15 protein-coding genes are annotated in these 18,371 nt (G+C 58.9%); 10 read left to right on the top strand and 5 right to left on the bottom strand.

Going from position 1 to position 18,371, the window contains the following annotated elements:
* Positions 1–27: 27 nt before the first annotated feature.
* Positions 28–1,053: an S-layer homology domain-containing protein gene (locus tag HOP44_RS12320; protein WP_172253751.1), complete on the top strand. Its 1,026-nt coding sequence runs from the start codon at positions 28–30 to the stop codon at positions 1,051–1,053.
* A gap of 154 nt (positions 1,054–1,207) precedes the next feature.
* Positions 1,208–3,580, top strand: a complete 2,373-nt coding sequence (locus HOP44_RS12315) for a glycoside hydrolase family 3 N-terminal domain-containing protein (protein WP_172253749.1) — start codon at positions 1,208–1,210, stop codon at positions 3,578–3,580.
* Positions 3,581–3,741: 161 nt separating this feature from the next.
* Here HOP44_RS12315 and HOP44_RS12310 read toward each other — a convergent pair whose 3' ends face one another.
* The gene (locus HOP44_RS12310) at positions 3,742–4,536 is read right to left on the bottom strand and encodes an SDR family oxidoreductase (protein ID WP_172253747.1); all 795 of its coding nucleotides are present in this window, start codon (positions 4,534–4,536) and stop codon (positions 3,742–3,744) included.
* Between the two features lie 313 nt (positions 4,537–4,849).
* Between HOP44_RS12310 and HOP44_RS12305 the strand changes: the two genes are divergently transcribed.
* The 5 genes from HOP44_RS12305 to HOP44_RS12285 all read left to right on the top strand — a co-directional run bounded on the left by HOP44_RS12305 (position 4,850) and on the right by HOP44_RS12285 (position 11,286).
* A complete protein-coding gene (locus HOP44_RS12305) occupies positions 4,850–6,655 on the top strand; it encodes an ABC transporter ATP-binding protein (protein WP_172253745.1) in 1,806 nt (601 codons plus the stop codon).
* Entirely contained in the window at positions 6,648–8,501 is a 1,854-nt protein-coding gene (locus tag HOP44_RS12300; RefSeq protein ID WP_172253743.1) for an ABC transporter ATP-binding protein, read from the top strand. The genes HOP44_RS12305 and HOP44_RS12300 overlap by 8 nt, the downstream gene beginning before the upstream one ends.
* Positions 8,502–8,645: 144 nt before the next feature.
* Positions 8,646–9,956, top strand: coding sequence for an NAD(P)/FAD-dependent oxidoreductase (locus HOP44_RS12295; RefSeq protein WP_172253741.1), 1,311 nt, complete (start codon positions 8,646–8,648; stop codon positions 9,954–9,956).
* 26 nt (positions 9,957–9,982) lie between these two features.
* On the top strand, positions 9,983–10,948 hold the full coding sequence (sigJ, locus tag HOP44_RS12290) for an RNA polymerase sigma factor SigJ (RefSeq protein ID WP_172253739.1): 966 nt from the start codon (positions 9,983–9,985) through the stop codon (positions 10,946–10,948).
* 68 nt (positions 10,949–11,016) lie between these two features.
* Positions 11,017–11,286 carry a hypothetical protein gene (locus tag HOP44_RS12285; RefSeq protein ID WP_172253737.1) on the top strand — a complete coding sequence of 90 codons (270 nt, stop codon included), beginning with the start codon at positions 11,017–11,019 and terminating at the stop codon, positions 11,284–11,286.
* Positions 11,287–11,603: 317 nt separating this feature from the next.
* Here the strand turns inward: HOP44_RS12285 and HOP44_RS12280 are convergent, their stop codons facing one another.
* The 4 genes from HOP44_RS12280 to HOP44_RS12265 all read right to left on the bottom strand — a co-directional run bounded on the left by HOP44_RS12280 (position 11,604) and on the right by HOP44_RS12265 (position 14,473).
* Positions 11,604–11,981 carry a GNAT family N-acetyltransferase gene (locus HOP44_RS12280; RefSeq protein ID WP_246369791.1) on the bottom strand — a complete coding sequence of 126 codons (378 nt, stop codon included), beginning with the start codon at positions 11,979–11,981 and terminating at the stop codon, positions 11,604–11,606.
* A gap of 54 nt (positions 11,982–12,035) precedes the next feature.
* Positions 12,036–12,506, bottom strand: a complete 471-nt coding sequence (locus tag HOP44_RS12275) for a pyridoxamine 5'-phosphate oxidase family protein (RefSeq protein ID WP_172253735.1) — start codon at positions 12,504–12,506, stop codon at positions 12,036–12,038.
* Positions 12,507–12,854: 348 nt separating this feature from the next.
* Complete coding sequence (gene infC, locus HOP44_RS12270; protein ID WP_172253733.1) at positions 12,855–13,328, bottom strand: translation initiation factor IF-3; 474 nt, start codon at positions 13,326–13,328, stop codon at positions 12,855–12,857.
* A gap of 95 nt (positions 13,329–13,423) precedes the next feature.
* Complete coding sequence (locus HOP44_RS12265) at positions 13,424–14,473, bottom strand: LacI family DNA-binding transcriptional regulator (RefSeq protein ID WP_172253731.1); 1,050 nt, start codon at positions 14,471–14,473, stop codon at positions 13,424–13,426.
* A 311-nt stretch (positions 14,474–14,784) separates the two neighbouring features.
* Here HOP44_RS12265 and HOP44_RS12260 point away from each other — a divergent pair, with 311 nt between their 5' ends.
* From HOP44_RS12260 to HOP44_RS12250, 3 genes are all read left to right on the top strand, one after another.
* Positions 14,785–15,747, top strand: coding sequence for an ABC transporter permease (locus HOP44_RS12260; RefSeq protein ID WP_172253729.1), 963 nt, complete (start codon positions 14,785–14,787; stop codon positions 15,745–15,747).
* 26 nt (positions 15,748–15,773) lie between these two features.
* Positions 15,774–16,655 carry a carbohydrate ABC transporter permease gene (locus tag HOP44_RS12255; protein WP_172253727.1) on the top strand — a complete coding sequence of 294 codons (882 nt, stop codon included), beginning with the start codon at positions 15,774–15,776 and terminating at the stop codon, positions 16,653–16,655.
* Between the two features lie 83 nt (positions 16,656–16,738).
* Positions 16,739–18,340 carry an ABC transporter substrate-binding protein gene (locus HOP44_RS12250; RefSeq protein WP_172253725.1) on the top strand — a complete coding sequence of 534 codons (1,602 nt, stop codon included), beginning with the start codon at positions 16,739–16,741 and terminating at the stop codon, positions 18,338–18,340.
* Positions 18,341–18,371 lie beyond the last annotated feature (31 nt).

Below are 18,371 nucleotides of genomic sequence, written 5' to 3'. Positions count from 1 at the left end.
GGGCTGCACAAGGAGGAGAAATCGAACATGCACCAATCGACCACCCGCAAGGTACGCAAACGTATTCTGTTTCTCGCCGCGGCGGCACTGCTGCTCGCACCCTCGCTGAGCCTGCCAACCGCCAAGGCGGAAACAACCTCGGTATCCGGCACCGTGATAACGGCGGATCCCGCGCAGCCGGCTCCGCCCGCTTCGTCGCCGGCCCCGCAAACGCCGGCCGCTGCCGTGCCGGCTCCGCAGACCGGCATACCTACGCCTCCTGCTGCCGGACCGGAATCGCCGGACGGCGTTTCGTCCGCTTCGGAAGAACCGGTTGAATTCATCGGCGAACGACCGGCCGACTGGACGCCGGAGCAGGACGAAATGCCGGCAGACCCGGAACCGCCGGCCGATCCTGCCACTGCGGCTCCGGTACCGACGCAGCCCGGAACACCGACCAAACCCGGTACGCCAGCCAAGCCTCCCGTTCCCGCTGCCCCGGATCCGTTCTACGATATCGTAAAAGATCCGAACCGGGAAGCGATCTTGACCCTGTACAACGAGAAGATCGTCAAGCCGTCCAAAGACCGCAAGTTCCGTCCGTTGGCCGAAATCGGCCGTGCCGACTTCACGGTCATTCTCGGCCGTTCCATGAACGCGAACGGAAGCATATTCGACGTCTATTTCACGGATCCGATTCCCGATTGGGCGATTCGTTATGTCGGCGGCCTGTCCGCAGCAGGTATCTTTGACGGGTATCTGGAAGGCGAGATTTTCGGAGCGAAGAAACCGGTGACCCGCGCCGAAGCCGCGGCTATGGTTGCGCGCGCCGCGCATCTGGAATCGCAGCCGCTGCCCGAAGGACTGGGCGGCGTAGGCAATATTCCGACCTGGGCGCTCGACGACGTGGGCGCCGCGTATGCGGCGGGTCTGATCGAAGCGACAAATACCGGCACCTTGAATCCGAACAAAAAGGTCACTCGCAGCGAGATGGCCGCCATGATCGCACCGCTGCTTGAAGCGGATGCTTTCCTGACGCCGTTCGAAGTCGAAGAAGATATTACGCTGCCTTAACCGGGAGCTTGGACGCAAGGCCGCCTCTTCCGGAGGCGGTTTTTGCTTGCGCGTAGCTTTTTCCGAAAAGGTTTTATATAATGGACGCAGTGATTGAATGCGGTTACATGGTTGTCGGCTTAAGGCTTATTATCCAAAGGGGGCTCACCACCGAATGACGTACAAAGACGCATCCAGACCGACCGCGGAACGCCTGAACGATCTGATCGATCAGATGACGCTGGAGGAGAAGATCGCCCAGCTCACTTCCGCAAGAACCGGCAGCATGATCTCCGACGTGCAGAACTTTATTTTTTCCGCGGAACTGACGAACCGTAATGTTCCGCACGGGTGCGGCTATATCAGCCGGATCGGCGGGGCGACCGACCTGCTGCCGGCAGAGATGGCCCGCGCGATGAACACGATCCAGAAACATTTCGTGGAAGAGACGCGGCTCGGCATTCCGGTGCTGTTCATGACCGAAGCGACATCGGGCGTACTCAGCCGCAATCATACGCTGTTCCCGCAGAATATCGGAGCCGGCGCCATGTTCGACGAAGAACCGATCCGCCGGATGGCCGATGCCATGCGCCGCGAGATGATCGCGACCGGCGAACGTTGGGCGCTCGGTCCGGTTGTCGACGTGATCCGGGACCACCGCTACGGCCGCTACGAAGAATCGTTCGGCGAAGATGCGTATCTGGTCAGCCAATACGGAACGGCCTACGTGCAGGGGCTGCAGTCGGACGATCTGACGCAGGGCATTATCGCGACGCTCAAGCATTTCGTGGCCCAGGGGATCAGCGACGGCGGCCGCAACTGCGGACCCGTGCATGTGACGGCCCGCGAGCTGCTGGACGAATACGCGGTACCGTTCGAAGCGGCGATCCGCGATGCGGGGGCGCTGTCGGTCATGGCGGCGTATCACGAAATCGACCAGGTTCCGGTGCACGCGTCGGCTCCTATTTTGCGCGAGATGCTCCAGGGCCGATTGGGCTTCGAAGGCTTGACGGTCTCGGACGGCAACGGGATCCAGCTGATCCAGTCGTTCCAGGAATACTGCGAGACCCAGGAAGAAGCCGTGCGGCTTGCCCTGGAAGCGGGGATCGAATGCGAGCTGGACTTCATGTTCGAGAAATATCTGCGGGGACTGGTGGAAAAAGGCGAAGTGGATCAGGAGCTTGTCGATTCGGCGGTGCGCAAAGTGCTGGATCTCAAATTCCGCCTGGGTCTGTTCGACCGCCCTTACGTGGATGAGACCGCCGTGGATTCGTCCGTCTGCACGCCGGATATGGTGGAGCTGTCCAAAGAAATGGCGCTGCGCACGATGACGCTGCTGAAAAATGAAGACGGCATTCTGCCGCTGGATCCTTCCCTGCGCAGAGTCGCCGTGATCGGACCGCTCGCCCACGTCAAGGAATTCGGCTCCAGCGATTATTCGTATCCGGCCCATATCGAAGACATGTACTACCACTCCGAAGGGCTGACCGAAGAAGAAGTGCTGGCCCGGACGCTCTTTTTCAAGAAAAAAGAGACCCGTTACGAAGATTTGTACCATCCGGATATGCCGACCGTATACGAAGCTTTGCAAAGCGCGCTGCCAAACGCCGAAGTGGTCTATAAGACCGGTATCAAGGATACGACCGATTATAACGGCGACGCCGACTTCGACCAGATCGAAGAAGCGGTCGCGGCGGCGCGGGACGCCGACGTCATCATCGCCGTCTGCGGCGACACGAGCGGCATGGGACGCGAGAACGACAGCGGCGAATCGACGGACCGCGTAGAGATCTGCTTGTCGCACGAACAGAAGAAGCTGCTGCGTGCGCTGCGGGCAACCGGCCGTCCGGTCGTGCTGGTGCTGTGCAACGCGCGTCCGCTTGAACTGCTGGAAGAAAGCCAGTCGATGAACGCCATCCTCGAAGCGTGGAAACCGGGGATGCGCGGAGCCGAAGCGATCGCGGAGACGCTCACCGGCGCGTACAACCCGGGCGGCAAACTCTCGGTTACGCTGCCCAAAGCGCTCGGCCAACTGCCGGTGCATTACTCGCAGCTTGCGACCGGACACAAGCAGTTCTGGCGCGGCAAATATCTGGAGATGGATCTGGCGCCGCTGTATCCGTTCGGCTACGGCTTGAGCTATACGAGCTTCGAAGCGGAAAACGTCCGGTTCGAACAGACCGCGGACGGCATCTCGGTGACGGCGGACGTGGTGAATACGGGACAGCGCGCGGGCGATCAGGTCGTGCAGGTGTACGTCCGCAAGAAATACGCCAGCGTCCTGCAGGCGGAGCGCGAACTGAAAGCATACAAACGGGTAAGCGTCCCGGCCGGCGAACGGGTGACGCTCGCGCTTGAGATCGCTTACGATTCGATCGGCTACCACGACCGCGATCTGAAGCTTGTCCTCGAGAACGTGCAGCTCGACGTGATGCTCGGATTCTCGTCGCAGGAGATCAAGGCGGAAGAGACGTTCAAGCTTGCTTTTGACGGTGGAAAGCGGGAGATTGGACGGCGGGTGTTCGGGAATCCCGTGACGATCCGCTAGATAGGCGCGACGCGCCAAAAACGATGCCCCGTTATTCGGAGGCATCGTTTTTGTTGTCGGTCTGGTGACCCAAGCCGGACAGGCATCCGCTCTTCGGCAGGCCTGCGCCGCCACCGCCCGCAGGAGCCGGGCGGGCCGAACTCGCAGGCAGCCGCTGCCTGTCAGCCTACAAACAGCGATTCCGCTCCGTCGATATGCACCACGGCGCCGCTGATATGGTCGGATTCTTCCGACGAGAGGAACAGCACCAGATTCGCGACTTGTTCCGGCTTGCCGCTGCCTTCGGGAAGAGGAACGGTGCCTTCCGGATATTCGACAGGCTTGGTGTTCATCTTGTCGGTTTCCTTGTCTTCGCTGCTGAAAATATTCGTGTCGATCGTGCCCGGCGCGACGACGTTGACCCGGATATTGGAAGCGGCCAGCTCGAACGCGGCCATCTGTCCGAACGCGGCGATCGACGCTTTGGACGTACTGTAGGCGGAGAAGCCTTTTTGCGAAAAGACGCGGGTTCCGCTGAGCGAACTGGTGAGCACGATACTGCCTTTTCCGGCTTCTTTCAGATAGGGAATCGCGTATTTGACGCTTGTGAACGTGCCTTTGACGTTGTTCGTGATCGTCTCGTCCCACTCGTCGTCTTCGATGGACTCGATCGGTCCGACGACGCCGAGAATGCCCGCGTTGGCAAACAGCGTGTCGATCCGCCCGTATTCGGACACGATCTGCTGCAGCGCTTCGCGGTATTGGGCGGGCGCGGAGATATCGACCGTCAGCGCGATCGCCTTCCCGCCGGCAGCTTCGATCTCGGCCCGTACGCCTTCGACGAACTGCGAATCGCGGTCGATCAGCGCGACGCGGGCCCCTTCTTCGGCCAGGCGCAGCGCGGCGGCCCGTCCGATTCCCGAACCGGCTCCCGTGACGACAGAGACTTTTCCGTTCATTCTTGCAGAGTTGGACATGGGATACACTCCTTTTGACGGATTTCTTGATCTTTTTAAAAGTTACCCGTTCAAAAAAAGGTCAATCACGTATAAATATACAAAATTTTAGCTTTCTGCCTCGAAGTCAGTTATTCCGTCTAAGGGAAGGGTAAATAATTTTTAACATATGCCATAGGTAAGGGAATACGCAGATATTTGTAAAAAGGTTAACGATGATCGGGGGGAATACCGGCCCAATCCGGTATACTGGAACCGATGCCCGTGGGGTTGTCCGCCGGAATAGGCCGTTTCGTTTTTTGCCATTACTGCTGTACAGGTCGGAGGAATGATCATGTCGTTGGTTTTTGCTTTTCTCAAAAAGTACCGTGCCGCTTCCCTCTTGGCTCTCTTGATGATGGTGATCGAGCTTGCCGTCGAGCTGGCACAGCCTTATCTGATCTCGAAGATCATCGATGACGGAATCGCCAATTCGGATCTCGGCGTCGTCTGGATGTGGGGCGGCATTCTGATCGTAGGCGCGGTCTTTGCGTTTGCGGCCGGGATCGCAAGTTCGTTCTTCGCTTCGTTCGCCAGCCAGGGCTTCGCCAGCGATCTGCGGGAGACGCTGTACGATAAAGTGCAATCGTTTTCTTATTCCGTCTTCAGCCGCTTCGCCACCTCGTCGCTGATCACGCGGATGACCGGCGACGTGACGCAGCTGCAGGACACCATCTTCATGAGCCTGCGGTTCATGACGCGCGTTCCGCTTGTCGTCGTCGGCAGTGTCGTGATGGCGATGGTCGTCAACTTCAAGCTCGGGCTGCTGCTCGCGCTGACCGTGCCTCTGCTGCTGGTGTTCGTGTTGTGGATCATGCGTCGGGCGGGGTCCATGTTCAAGAACGTGCAGAAGCGCCTCGACAAAGTTAACGGCGTGATTCAGGAAAATCTGACCGGTATCCGCCTGATCCGCGTATTCGTGCGCATGAAGCACGAGAACGGACGCTTCGCCGCTTCCAGCGGCAAGCTGATGAAGAACACGGTCTCCGCGCTGCGGCTGACCGAGACGACGATGCCGTTTATCATGCTGGTGATGAACGCCGCGATTGTCGCCGTGCTGTGGTTCGGCCGCGCGGATATCGCCGCGGGCGGCGCAACCGTCGGCGAAGTGGTCGCGGTCGCCAACTACGCCCTGCGTACGATCGGCGCATTGTCCGCGTTCTCCTGGATCGCGGTAACCTTCTCGCGTGCCGGCGCTTCGGCGCAGCGCGTCAAGGAAGTGCTCGATACGCAGAACGGGGAATTCGAACAGAACCGCGCGTACGGGCAGGAGAACGGAGCTTCGGCTGCGGCATTCGCCGCATCCCGGGCCGAGCGGAGCCATCGGGCTGCCGGCGGTACCGGCAACGCGGTTGTCGAAGGAGCCGTCGAGTTCCGCAGTGTCGCCTTCAAATACCCGACCAGCGACATCAAAGTGCTGGAAGACATTTCATTCCGGATCGGCGCGGGCAAGCGGGTCGCCATTATGGGCGCTACCGGTTCGGGCAAGTCTTCGCTTGTACAGCTGATTCCGCATTTGTACGACCGCGACAAAGGAGAGATCCGGATCGACGGCCGGAGCATCGACGAATGGGATACGAATCTGCTGCGCCGAAGTATCGGTTACGTGCCGCAGGAAGTGCTGCTTTTTACCGGTTCCATCCGGGAAAATATCGCCTGGGGCCGCGAAGAAGCATCGTTCGAAGAGATCGAAGAAGCGGCGAAGATCGCCCAGATTCATGAAACGGTCGAGAAGCTGCCGAACGGGTACGAGACCCTGCTCGGGCAGCGCGGCGTGAATCTGTCCGGCGGCCAGAAGCAGCGGCTGTCGATCGCCCGCGCTCTGGTGCGCCGTCCCGCGATCCTGATCCTCGACGACAGTACAAGCGCCCTGGATCTGGCGACCGAAAGCCGTCTGCTCGAAGCGCTGGAAGACATCTCGTGCACCACGTTCCTCATTACGCAGAAGATCAGTTCGACCCGGGCGGCGGATCTGATTCTGCTGCTGGACGAAGGGCGTCTGATTGCCGGAGGTACGCACGACGAATTGATGCGCACTTCGGAGCTGTACCGCCATATCCACGAATCCCAATATGAACAGGGGGAAGCCCTGCATGCCTAATGCACTGACCGAAGCTTTCCGGCAGCCGCGGCCGCCGGTCATCGCGGACCCGACGAAAGCAAGCGGCGAATACAAGAAGAAAAAGCGGGCGAAGAATATGTCCGGGACGCTCGTTCGGATCTGGAAATACCTGGCCCGCCGCAAACTCAAACTGGGGCTTGTCCTGTTCATGGTCCTGATCAGCTCGATTCTGTCGCTGCTCGGTCCCTACATGATCGGAGTGGCGGTCGACGATTATCTGGGCGGCGACGGGACATTTTGGGGACTCGGCTGGGGACTTTTCCTGGTCGTGCTCGGCGCCGTCTATCTGCTCAGTCCGCTGACCATGTTCCTGCAGAGCATCTGGATGATCGAGATCGCGCAGGAGACGGTCTACCGGATGCGGGTCGATCTGTTTTCCCATCTGCACAAGCTTCCGATTCCGTTCTTCGGCAAACGCCAACAGGGCGAGCTGATGAGCCGGGTCACGAACGATATGGAAAATGTCAGCGGAACGCTGAACAGTTCGGCGATCCAGATCTTCTCCAGCATTCTGATCCTGTTCGGGACTCTTGGCGTGATGCTGGCGCTCAGCCCGCTGCTGACGCTGCTGACTTTTATCGTCGTCCCGCTCATGGCGATCGGCATGCGCTGGATCACGCGGCGGACCGGTCCTTTGTTCAAGGAGCGCCAGAGCAATCTGGGCGATCTGAACGGTTATATCGAAGAAACGCTGTCGGGCCAGCGGATTATCAAAGCCTTTTCCCAGGAAGACCGGGTCAAGCGCGAATTTGCGCAGCGCAATGAACGAATCCGCCTGTCGGGCTTCTGGGCGCAGACGATCTCCGGCATGATTCCGAAACTGATGAACAGTCTGAACAATCTAAGCTTCGCGCTCGTCGCGGGGATCGGCGGCATTCTGGCCATCAACGGTCAGGTCACGATCGGCGTCATCATCGTGTTCGTGGAATACGCGCGCCAGTTCACCCGGCCGCTGAACGATCTGGCGAACCAGTGGAATACCCTGCTGTCGGCGATTGCCGGCGCGGAGCGGGTCTTCGAGATCATGGACGAAGAAGTCGAGAACAAAGACGAAGGCCAGGCATCCAAGCTCGACAAGATCGAAGGCGCCGTCAAGTTCGAAGACGTCTCGTTCGGTTACGACGAAGGACAGACGACGCTGTCGGATATCTCGTTCGAAGCGAAACCCGGCGAGACGATCGCTCTGGTCGGACCGACCGGCGCGGGCAAGACGACGCTGATCCAGCTGCTGTCGCGCTTCTACGATGCCAGCGGCGGCCGGATTACGATCGACGGCCGCGAGATCGGCAGTATCCAGCGGGAGAATCTGCGCTCGCATATGGCGTTCGTGCTGCAGGATACGTTCCTGTTCGAAGGCACGATCCGAGAGAATATCCGCTACGGCCGGCTGGATGCGACGGATGAAGAGATCGAAGAAGCGGCCAAGCTGGCCAATGCCCATTCGTTTATCGTCCGGCTGCAGGATGGCTACGACAAGATTCTTAACAACGGAGGCGGCGGCATCAGCCAAGGGCAGAAGCAGCTGCTGGCGATTGCCCGGGCGATGCTGGCCGATCCGGCCATTCTTGTCCTCGACGAGGCAACGAGCAGTATCGATACGGTGACGGAGATCAAGATCCAGCAGGGGCTGCAGCGCCTGATGAAAGGACGGACCAGCTTCGTCATCGCCCACCGGCTGAACACGATCCGCCAGGCCGACCAGATTCTCGTCCTCAAAGACGGCGGTCTGCTCGAACACGGTTCGCATGACGAGCTGCTCGCACTGGGCGGCTTCTACAGCGGATTGTACAACGGCCAGGGCATGCAGGAAGAAGCGGGAGACTGAGCCAAACCGAAAGAGATCGGCCGTTTGTCCATCGGGAAGATGGGCAGGCGGCTTTTTGATCGAGAGGCCTTCTACGGGGCGCTGTCACAAAAAGGTTCCGTTAATCGTTTCATGGGCAGACTGGCGGCAAAGGAGAGATTGTCCATGAACAACCCAAACGAAATTCCGGTAATCGTCGTGATCGGCGGCGGATACGCGGGCCTGCAAACCCTTTTGAGGTTAAAAAAGGAACTGAGGGTCCACGCGTTGAAAACAGGGGAGAGACAGACGGTGCCAAACGCGGCAGAAGTTCCGGGGCGGGGAACGACCCCGGAGCGAAAAGGAAAAGCCGCCCAGGCCAAACTGATTCTGATCGACCGGAACGCGGCCCATTTGCGCAAAGTACTGTTGTTTCGAGGAGCCGTTCATCCGGAGAAAACGAAGATTCCGTTTGCCAATCTGGCACGGAGCGATATCGGGTTCCTGCAGGCGGACGTGCTCGGCATCCACGCTTCGGAGCGGCAGTTGGAGTTGAAGCGGCCGGACGGGCGCTGCGAGACGCTGGCTTACGATCGGCTGGTCGTTGCCACGGGAAGCGTTCCCCGATCCGGCGGAGAAGAACGCGGCGGATTCGATTTATCGAATCCCGAAGAAACCGACAAGATCCGCGAAGCGCTCGAAGCCCTGGAGGTCGGCGGGATTCGGGGAATCGAGGGCGAAGAAAAACCGGCAGGGCAGCGCTCTGCGCTTGAAGCAGGCAGCCGCTCTCCGCAGATTATCGTGGTGGGCGGGGGACTGTCCGGCATCGAGATGGCGGCCGAGTTGGCCGACGAGCTGCGCCGCCGCCTGCGCGAGCGCGGACTGGCGGCGGAACATCCCGCCGTGACGCTGATCGACAGCGGAGAGCGGCTGCTGCCGCAGGCGTCGGCGGAGGTGGGCGAGCGTCTGGAGCGGGAGCTGCGCGCGGCGGGTGTGAGCCTGCTGCACGGACGCCGGGCTGTGCGTTTCGCAGGCGGACGGCTGGAGCTTGAAGACGGCGAGAGCCTGCCGGCGGATCTGTGCGTATGGGCCCTTGGGCTGCAGGCGAGTCCCGCGGCGGCGAAATGGGGGCTTCCGGTCGACGAAGTCGGCCGGATCGTCGTCGACGCTTCGCTGCGAATCGGCGGACTTGACGGCTGCTACGCCGTCGGAGACTGCGCCCGGATTGTCGATCCCGCGACCGGCCGGATCGAGGGAATGAGCTGCCGGGAAGGGACGTCCCAAGCCAAATGGCTGGCGAAAGCGATCCGCGCCGGCCTGGAAGGGCGCGCCGAACCGGCTTACCGTTCTGCGCCGCTTGTGCTCTGCGCATCGCTCGGGCCCGCACGGGGGTTCGCCTGGACGCGCCTGCAGGGCCGCGATATCGTGCTGACCGGATCGCTGGGTCTGCTGGCGCGGCGGTACACGTGGAAGTTGGTAGACCTGCTGCCGGATTAAAGCCGTTTAGAAAAGGAGGGGTAGGCATGGTTATTTCCGTAGATCGGGAGAAGCTGTACGGCGAATACCGTCCGCTGCTGTTCTCGTTGGCTTATCGGATGCTCGGGACGGCTTCGGATGCCGAAGACGTCGTTCAAGACGTCTTCCTGCGTCTGGAGGAGAAACCGCCCGGAGACAAAGAACATATGAAAGCCTATTTATGCAAAATGGCGGTCAACCGCTGCCTGGATATCCTGAAAAGGCTGCGGCTGCAGCGAGAACTTTATATCGGCCCGTGGCTGCCCGAGCCGATTGCGATCGAAGCGGATGATCCGGCGGCGGCTTATCTGCAGGGAGAAGGCGTGTCTTTTGCGATTCTGCTGCTGCTGGAGACGCTCGATCCGGTAGAACGTGCCGTCTACATTTTGCGGGAAGCTTTCGCTTTCGATTACAAAGCGATCGCCGAAGCGACAGGCCGTTCGGAAGCGGCCTGCCGGCAGACGATGAGCCGCCTGCGGCCGAAGATCGCAGCGGCGCAGCCGCCTGAGGGGCTTATGCCTACCGCCGACGCCGAACCGCTGGTGCTGCAGTTTCTGCACGCGGCGCGCACCGGCGATCTGACCGGCATGCTGGAACTGCTGCATCCGGATGCGTCGCTGCGTTCCGACGGAGGAGGCAAAGTCTCGGCGGCGGTTCGTCCGATTGTCGGAGCGAAGGCGGTAGCGGCTTTCCTGGGCGGATTGGCGCGGAAGTTCGCCGGAGCGGCCGATTCGGCGGGAACGCCGGAACTCTCGCAAAAGCCGGGGATATCGGAGATAGCGGCAAGTCCTGCGTCCGGGCCGGTAGCGGAGTTCGCGCTTCTGCCGATGAACGACCAGCCCGGTCTTTTGCTGACGGTAGACGGGCAGCCCGATACGGCCCTGCTGATCGAATCTTCGGCCGGGCGAATTCACGCCGTGTATATCGTGCGCAATCCCGATAAGCTGGAGAAAATCGGCCGGGCCGGCAGCTGACGAAATCCGCTTCTTCGCTCCGAAATACTCTATAATGAACGGTATAGACGGCGGGGAGGGAATGAAGGTTGCTCATTTATGCCATGCTCGGGTTGATGCTGCTCTCGGCGGGATTTGTGGCTTACCGTTTGAAGCGCGACGGAGCGGAATATTATTTTGTGGAAAATGCGGGTCTGATGATCGTCGTGCTGGTGGCGGTCTCGGCGCTTGCCGGAATGGCCGCAGCCGGGGATTGGTTGGATTATGCGAGAATGGCGTACGCAATCCTGACGGTCGCCTATATCGCTTACGCGGCCTACGCGAAGTACCGCGGCGGCACGGACGGATACGGACAGTGAAGAAAAGACATCTCATGTACGCCGCAGGCCATCTTTAAGGAGCCGGTCCCATCCAATGTCGAACGGAACGATATCGAAGCCCTGGATCGCGGAGCGTATTTCCGAAGACGCGGAATCCGAGATTCGCAAGCGTTCAGCCCAAGCTGGGGAACGCGCTTGAAAGTTCGGACGCTCTAGGCGCGGTTAATCTTCCGATATCTGGATCAAGGTCCTAGAGAATAATTTAGAGGACCGGTTCATCAAAAGAGACCGCCTTTGCATCGGCAAAGGCGGTCTCTTTTTGCGAATCGGCAGAAGTCAGCCGTTTTTTGGCAAAGTCAAAGCTGGATTCGGCTCGTATTCACTCTTTCGTATTCACTCTTCAGCATCGAATAAGCCGCAAGGTCCACGTAACGGCCTTTCTCGTATTCGTGCTGGCGCAGCAGGCCTTCCCGGACGAAGCCGAGTTTGTCCATCAGGCGGATCGAAGCGGCGTTGCCGGGGTCGACCCGGGCTTCGATCTTGTTCGCACCGAGCGGACCGAATCCGAACCCTAGGGCGGCATGCACCGCTTCCGGCATCAGACCCCTGCCCCAGAAAGCGGGCGCCGGATCGTAGCCGATCTCCATCCGTTTATGTTCGCGCTCAATGCCGAGGAAGCCGCAGGTGCCGACGAATGCGCCGGAGTCGCGGTCTGCCGGCCTCGCTTCGCGCAGCGGCAGCCGGGGAGAATTCCGCTTGCGCCAGAGCCGCTTCCTTCTTATGTTCGCTCATTGCTTCAATTCCTCCAATGTTTCTTCCCAGCGTTCGACAACCGCCTGCGGATCATGCAGTTTGATCGTGATGCCGCTGGTCAGATCCGCGTATTTGGCGGCGTCCGCGCGGACGTCCAGCACGTCCGCGGTAAATCGCGCGCGCGGATGCCTAGCGTTCGCAAGCTCCGGCAGCGCTTCGGCGCGCAGACGCACCGTGTACGATAGGCCTTCGTATACGACCGCGAGCAGCGCCCGGCCGCTGCGCCGCAGATTGGCCGTCGTGCCGGTGCCGATCCACAGCGCGATGCGCAGGCGGCTGCGTTCTTCGGCCCACACTTCGCCGGCGCTGACCATCGCCTGATGGGGGTAGCCTTCTTCGTCGACCGTATGCAGCGTCATCGCGATATGCGTTTTTTCGCCGAGATCCGTTCCGCCCAGCAGCGCATACAGCGCATCGTTCAATCGGGGGAGACTGCCGGTGTTCATGTCGTCACTTCTTTCCTGTCTATTTTCGAAAATAACGTCCTCATGACCGTTGTTTTCTCCTCTACGTGGGCAAATGACAAAATAACGTTCTCCGAACAGTTAATTTCAGCTTTTCCTGCCTAATCATGCCCTGATTCGCCGAATAACGGTTCTGACGCATTTATTCGGCGAAACAAGAGGTATCAGAAGGAGAATAGATGCCTCTATGCAGTTATTTCCGGCGGCACCGGCAGCGGCTTCCCGGAGCCGTCGATCTCCGCACCCGATTCCCCTAGGCCGGTTTCCCGCGTCTGCCTATCCGGGCGTCAGGCTCCCCGCTTCCGGTTTCCCGCGCCCGCCGGCGTTCGCCTATACCGGATCCACCTGCACCGCCGCCTGCTTGCCGCTGACCTGGATACCGGTTTTTTTCGTGCCGGTTCCCTGCAGATCGCGAAGCAGTTCTTCCAGCAGTTCTTTGGCTTTTGTGCCTTCCTTGCCGTAGACTTTGACGACGAACTGGACCGAATCTCCGCCTTCGAGAATGCGCTGCGCCTGGTTCTTTTTGGTCTCGTAGTCGTGTTCTTCGATGTTGGCGGTCAGCCGGATTTCTTTGGTTTTGGACGGGCGGGACGCTTTTTTCTCCTGCTGCTTGGCTTCTTTGGCTTTGCCGGAAGAGATCAGGGAGCAGGGAGGAGGACTGGAATAGAGCGAGGTGCAGACGAGGTCCACGCCAAGCTCTTTGGCCAGTTTGAGCGCTGCGCCTGTTGCCATAATGCCGAGCGCTTCACCGTTTACGCCGGTCACGTCGACTTCGGCGGCTTTGATTTTTTCGTTTTTGATCATGGAAGAGGGCTCCGTTTCATTGAAGGTTTGTTCGGCCTGTCTGAACGTTTCGAAGAGTGAACGCAGCCCGGCCTCGGAAAGTTACGGCCGAAGTGTCACGCCCCTCGCGGACCGCCCGCCGTCGATTCCCGGAAAATCGGTTGGGTGTATAAGTGGGTGACCTGATGAGGCTGCCGCGAATTGCGGATACGGGACAGCAGCATCTCGCCGGCTTTGACGCCCATATCGCTGCTGTAGATATGCACCGTCGTCAGATGCGGCTCCACGATCCGCGATTCGGGCGAATCGTCGAAGCCGCAGACGCGCACGTCGGCCGGGACGTTCAGGCCGCTGTTCTTGAGCGCGCGCATCACGCGGACGGCGATAAAATCGTTGGCGCAGACGAACGCCTGCGGAAGCTTGTCGATCTGCCGCAGCCGCTGCTCCATCCAATCGCTCTCAAACAGGAAGAAGCGGTCTTCGTCGAGGATCGACTGTTCGCGCGGAACGTCAAGGCCCGCATCCGCCAGGGCGCGTCCGTAACCGATCCAGCGTTCGCGGAAGCTTTTGCAGTGGTTGAAGTCGCCGACGAATCCGATTTCGGTCAAGCCGTCTTCAATCAATCCGCACGTCATGCGATAGGTACTGTGTTCATTCTCCATCAGCAGGACGTCGGCCGCAAAGTCCGGATAAGCCGCGTCCGCCGCGCAGTCGATAAAGATGACCGGAATATCGAGTTCGGTCAGCAGGCGGCTGTAGGCAAGGTCGAACAGCTCGATGCAGACAATTCCGTCCACGCCGGAAGCATCGAAGTTGACCGGCAGCGCCCGTTCGCCCCGTTCGTCGTCCCGCACGATATGGATCGACAGATTGTACCCTTCCATACTGATCTTTTTCTCCAGTCCGCTGATGACCTGGGAACCGAAGTGGGACGTATTCGGCAGATTGGTCGTCAGCAGCGCGATATTGCCCGTTTTTTTGGGCAGAAACCCTTCGCTTTCCATATAGGCGAATTGTTTGTATTTCAGTTCGATCGCTTTTTTGATCACGCGGGCACGGGTTTCTTCGGGGATGCCTCCGCTGTCGTTCAGCGCTTTGGAAGCCGTGTTGCGGGAGATGCCCAGTGCGTCCGCAATCTGTTGAATCGTCACTTTCTCTTTGGCCATGGATGCGGTCCACCTTTATCAGTTCGGTTGAGTAGGAAAGTTTCGGCCGCACGCGGCGCGAAGATAAGGCTTACATAGTCAAATGTATCGTAATAAGGGCTGAATAGCAATCCGAAGTTTACAAATGTAAAGTTATAAAAGAGTTAATACCTAATATCGATCAAACAAATGTAAAAAATATTTTGACAAAATAAGTTGACATATGAACTATTACTCTGGTAAATTGTAAACGCGGAAGAGGTCAAATGTTAAATGTAAGCCCTTACGACTTACCGCGACCAAATCGATCGGCAAGGAATGGAGGAAGCGGAATGGAAAATTCGGCGGAGAGCGGAAAAGGCAGCCGATTGGTGCAGCGCAAAAAGGCGGCCCGAAGCGGTCTGGGCACGTTCAAAAAGAACGGCTTTCTGTACCTTTTGCTTGCACCGGCGCTTTTATTGACTCTGATTTTCAAATACGTACCCATGTACGGCGCCATTATCGCGTTCAAGGAGTTCAGCCCGATCCGGGGCATCATGAACAGCGAGTGGGCGGGATTGAAGTACTTCGAGAAGTTCCTCTACTCGCCCAACTTCGAAGTCATTTTTATGAACACGCTTAAATTGAGCTTTTACGGACTGCTGTTCGGCTTTCCGATTCCAATCCTGCTTGCCCTGATGCTCAATCAGGTGCGCAAAGCCGGAGCCAAGAAAAATATCCAACTGTTCCTCTACGCGCCGAACTTCGTGTCGGTCGTCGTCATCGCCGGTATGCTGTTCATCTTCTTGTCGCCGACGGGACCGATCAACGCGATCGCAACCTGGGTGTTCGGCCAGCCGCTGATGTTCATGACCGATCCCGCTTACTTCCGCTGGGTGTACATCCTGTCGGACATCTGGGCGACCGCGGGCTGGGCTTCGATCATCTACGTGGCGGCGCTGGCCGGCGTCGACCCGGAGCTGCACAACGCGGCCAGCCTCGACGGGGCGAGCCTCATGCGGCGCATCTGGCATATCGATCTGCCGACGATCAAACCGATCATGGCGATCGTGTTCATCCTGGCGGCGGGCGGCATCATGTCGATCGGCTTCGAGAAAGCCTACCTGCTGCAGACGTCGATGAACCTGCCGTCTTCGGAGATCATCGCGACCTACGTCTACAAAGTCGGCCTGCAGTCCGGGGATTACCCGTACTCGGCGGCCGTCGGATTGTTCAATTCCCTCATTAACGTGATCCTGCTGCTCACCGTGAATTTCGTCGTCAAAAAACTCAACGACAATCAGGGTCTTTACTAAATCTTGCCGGAAAGGAGAGAACCGCGATGACTGTCAAAAATACGCCGTTCGACCGGTTTCTGCTCGTCTTGAACGGATTGTTCCTCACGCTGGCCGTACTGGTCGTCGTTGTCCCGTTCGTGTATATCATCGTCGCTTCATTTATGGATCCTACCGTACTGCTCAATCGGGGGCTGTCGCTTAACCCGTCCGATTGGAGCCTGGAAGGGTATCGCAAAATTTTGGGCAATGACGCCATGATCCGCGGCTTCTTCAACTCGCTGCTGTATGCCGGAGCGTTCGCGGTCTTCACCGTGCTTGTCTCGGTCTGCGCCGGATATGCGCTGGCCGACGAGACGCTGGCCGGACGCAAGCTCGTCATGACGCTGTTCCTGATCACGATGTTCTTCGGCGGCGGGCTTATTCCGACCTACCTGCTGATCCGTCAGCTCGGCATGCTCGACACGCCGTGGGCGCTCATCATTCCCGGGGCGGTCAACGTGTGGAACATCATCCTGGCCCGGACTTTCTTCAAAAGCATTCCCAAAGAACTCAAAGAAGCCGCGAACGTCGACGGCGCTTCCGAATTCAAGATTTTCATGCGCATCGTCATTCCGCTCTCCAAGCCGATCATGTTCGTGCTGGCGCTCTACGCGTTCGTGGGGCAGTGGAATTCGTACTTCGACGCCATGATCTATCTGGAAAACTCCAAGCTGTTCCCGCTCCAGCTCGTGCTGCGTTCGATCCTGATCCAGAACCAGGCGGCGCCCGGCATGATCGGCGACCAGCAGGCGATGGCGGAACTCAAACGGCTGTCGGAAATGATCAAATACTCGTCTATCGTCGTCTCCAGCCTGCCGCTGATCGTGATGTATCCGTTCTTCCAAAAATATTTCGAAAAAGGCGTCATGGTCGGTTCCCTCAAATAAAACCGCCCGACGAAACGCCGTTCCCGTGTTCGATGTCCGATCAGCCGCTCACCGAGGTTCATCATCCCAAGGAGGAATCCCCTATGAAAAAGCTTCGCCTGCCGCATTGGAAAAAAGCACTCTCCGCGTCCGCCTTGTCCACCGTGCTGCTCGTGACCGCCTGCGGAGGCGGTTCGTCCGAGCCGCAGCAGACTGCCGACGGCAAACCGATTTTGCGCGTGCTGACTTCAAGTTCGCCGCTTGCCCCTCCCGATCCGAACGAGAAGCTGGTCGTCAAGCGGCTGGAAGAGAAGACCGGCGTGCATATCGACTGGACCAGCTATACGAGCGACGTGTTTGCGGAGAAGCGCAACCTGGCGATGGCCAGCGGCGATCTGCCGGATGCGGTCTTCGCCGCCGAATACAGCGACTATGACCTGCTGAAGCTGGCCAAGGACGGAGCGATCGTGCCGCTGGAAGACGCGATCGACCGGCATATGCCGAATTTCAAAAAAGTGCTTGACGAACACCCGGAATACCGCTCGATGATCACCGCGCCGGACGGCCATATCTACGCGTTCCCGTGGATCGAAGAATTGGGTTCGGGCAAAGAGCGTATCCAGTCGGTCGACGATATGCCGTGGATCAACGTGGAATGGCTGAAGAAGCTGGGCCTCGAGATGCCGAAGACGACGGATGAGCTCAAGGAAGTACTGACCGCGTTCAAAACGAAGGACCCGAACGGAAACGGCAAAGCCGACGAGATTCCGCTGTCGTTTATCGACAAACCGGGCGGCGAGAATCTGACCTTCCTGTTCGCGGCGTTCGGCCTGGGGGAAAATCCCGAGCATCTGGTCGTGACGGACGAAGGCAAAGTGGTGTTCACCGGCACGGAGCCCGGCTACAAGGATGCGGTCAATTATGTATACGATCTGTACAAAAACAAGCTGGTCGATATCGAATCGTTCCAGCAGGACTGGAATACGTACGTCGCCAAAGGCAAAGACGACCGCTACGGCCTGTATTTCACCTGGGACAAAGCGAACATTACCGGCATGAACGACAAATACGACCTGATGCCTCCGGTCGCCGGACCGAGCGGCGAAGTCAACGTCACGCGCAATAACGGCATGGGCTTTTTCCGCGGCTCGATGGTCGTAACCAGCACGAACAAGCAGCTGGAGACGACGGCGAAATGGGTCGATCAGCTGTATGATCCGCTGCAATCCGTGCAGAACAACTGGGGCACTTACGGCGACGAGACCCAGCAGAACATTTTCGAATTCGACGAAGCCAAAAAAATGCTGAAGCATCTGCCGCTCGAAGGCTCCGCGCCGGTCGAACTGCGCCAGAAGACCAGTATCGGCGGACCGCTCGCGATTCTTGACGAATACTTCGGCAAGTACACGACGATGCCGGACGACGCCAAATGGCGGATGGACCTGATGGAGAAAGTGCTCGTTCCGCATATGAAGGCAGAGAACACGTACCCGAATGTCTTTTTCAGTATCGAAGAACTGGACCGGCTCTCCACGATCGAAGCCGATCTCTTTCCGTACATGCTGCGCAAACGCACGGAATGGTACCAAAACGGCAAAGCGGATCAGGAATGGGACGCTTACCTGGCGGAACTCGATCGGCTCGGCCTGCAGGAATGGCTGAAGATCCGGCAGGACGGTTACGACCGGAGCGCCGTGAAGTCTTAAGTAGAAGAACGTACGCATAGAGAAAGTATAG

This window comes from Saccharibacillus deserti (assembly GCF_013618475.1).
Taxonomy (GTDB): Bacteria; Bacillota; Bacilli; order Paenibacillales; family Paenibacillaceae; genus Saccharibacillus; species Saccharibacillus deserti.
The sequence above is the reverse complement of the archived record's forward strand: the minus strand, read 5'-3'. Positions and strand labels throughout refer to the sequence as shown.

Excerpts from the sequence above, each read along its gene's own strand:
- HOP44_RS12300 (WP_172253743.1), top strand. The coding sequence starts at position 6,648 with ATGCCTAATGCACTGACCGAAGCTTTCCGGCAGCCGCGGCCGCCGGTC.
- HOP44_RS12315 (WP_172253749.1), top strand. The coding sequence starts at position 1,208 with ATGACGTACAAAGACGCATCCAGACCGACCGCGGAACGCCTGAACGAT.
- HOP44_RS12250 (WP_172253725.1), top strand. The coding sequence starts at position 16,739 with ATGAAAAAGCTTCGCCTGCCGCATTGGAAAAAAGCACTCTCCGCGTCC.
- infC (WP_172253733.1), bottom strand. The coding sequence starts at position 13,328 with ATGATCAAAAACGAAAAAATCAAAGCCGCCGAAGTCGACGTGACCGGC.
- HOP44_RS12275 (WP_172253735.1), bottom strand. The coding sequence starts at position 12,506 with ATGAACACCGGCAGTCTCCCCCGATTGAACGATGCGCTGTATGCGCTG.
- HOP44_RS12320 (WP_172253751.1), top strand. The coding sequence starts at position 28 with ATGCACCAATCGACCACCCGCAAGGTACGCAAACGTATTCTGTTTCTC.
- HOP44_RS12310 (WP_172253747.1), bottom strand. The coding sequence starts at position 4,536 with ATGTCCAACTCTGCAAGAATGAACGGAAAAGTCTCTGTCGTCACGGGA.
- HOP44_RS12260 (WP_172253729.1), top strand. The coding sequence starts at position 14,785 with ATGGAAAATTCGGCGGAGAGCGGAAAAGGCAGCCGATTGGTGCAGCGC.
- HOP44_RS12255 (WP_172253727.1), top strand. The coding sequence starts at position 15,774 with ATGACTGTCAAAAATACGCCGTTCGACCGGTTTCTGCTCGTCTTGAAC.
- HOP44_RS12295 (WP_172253741.1), top strand. The coding sequence starts at position 8,646 with ATGAACAACCCAAACGAAATTCCGGTAATCGTCGTGATCGGCGGCGGA.
- HOP44_RS12305 (WP_172253745.1), top strand. The coding sequence starts at position 4,850 with ATGTCGTTGGTTTTTGCTTTTCTCAAAAAGTACCGTGCCGCTTCCCTC.
- HOP44_RS12265 (WP_172253731.1), bottom strand. The coding sequence starts at position 14,473 with ATGGCCAAAGAGAAAGTGACGATTCAACAGATTGCGGACGCACTGGGC.
- sigJ (WP_172253739.1), top strand. The coding sequence starts at position 9,983 with ATGGTTATTTCCGTAGATCGGGAGAAGCTGTACGGCGAATACCGTCCG.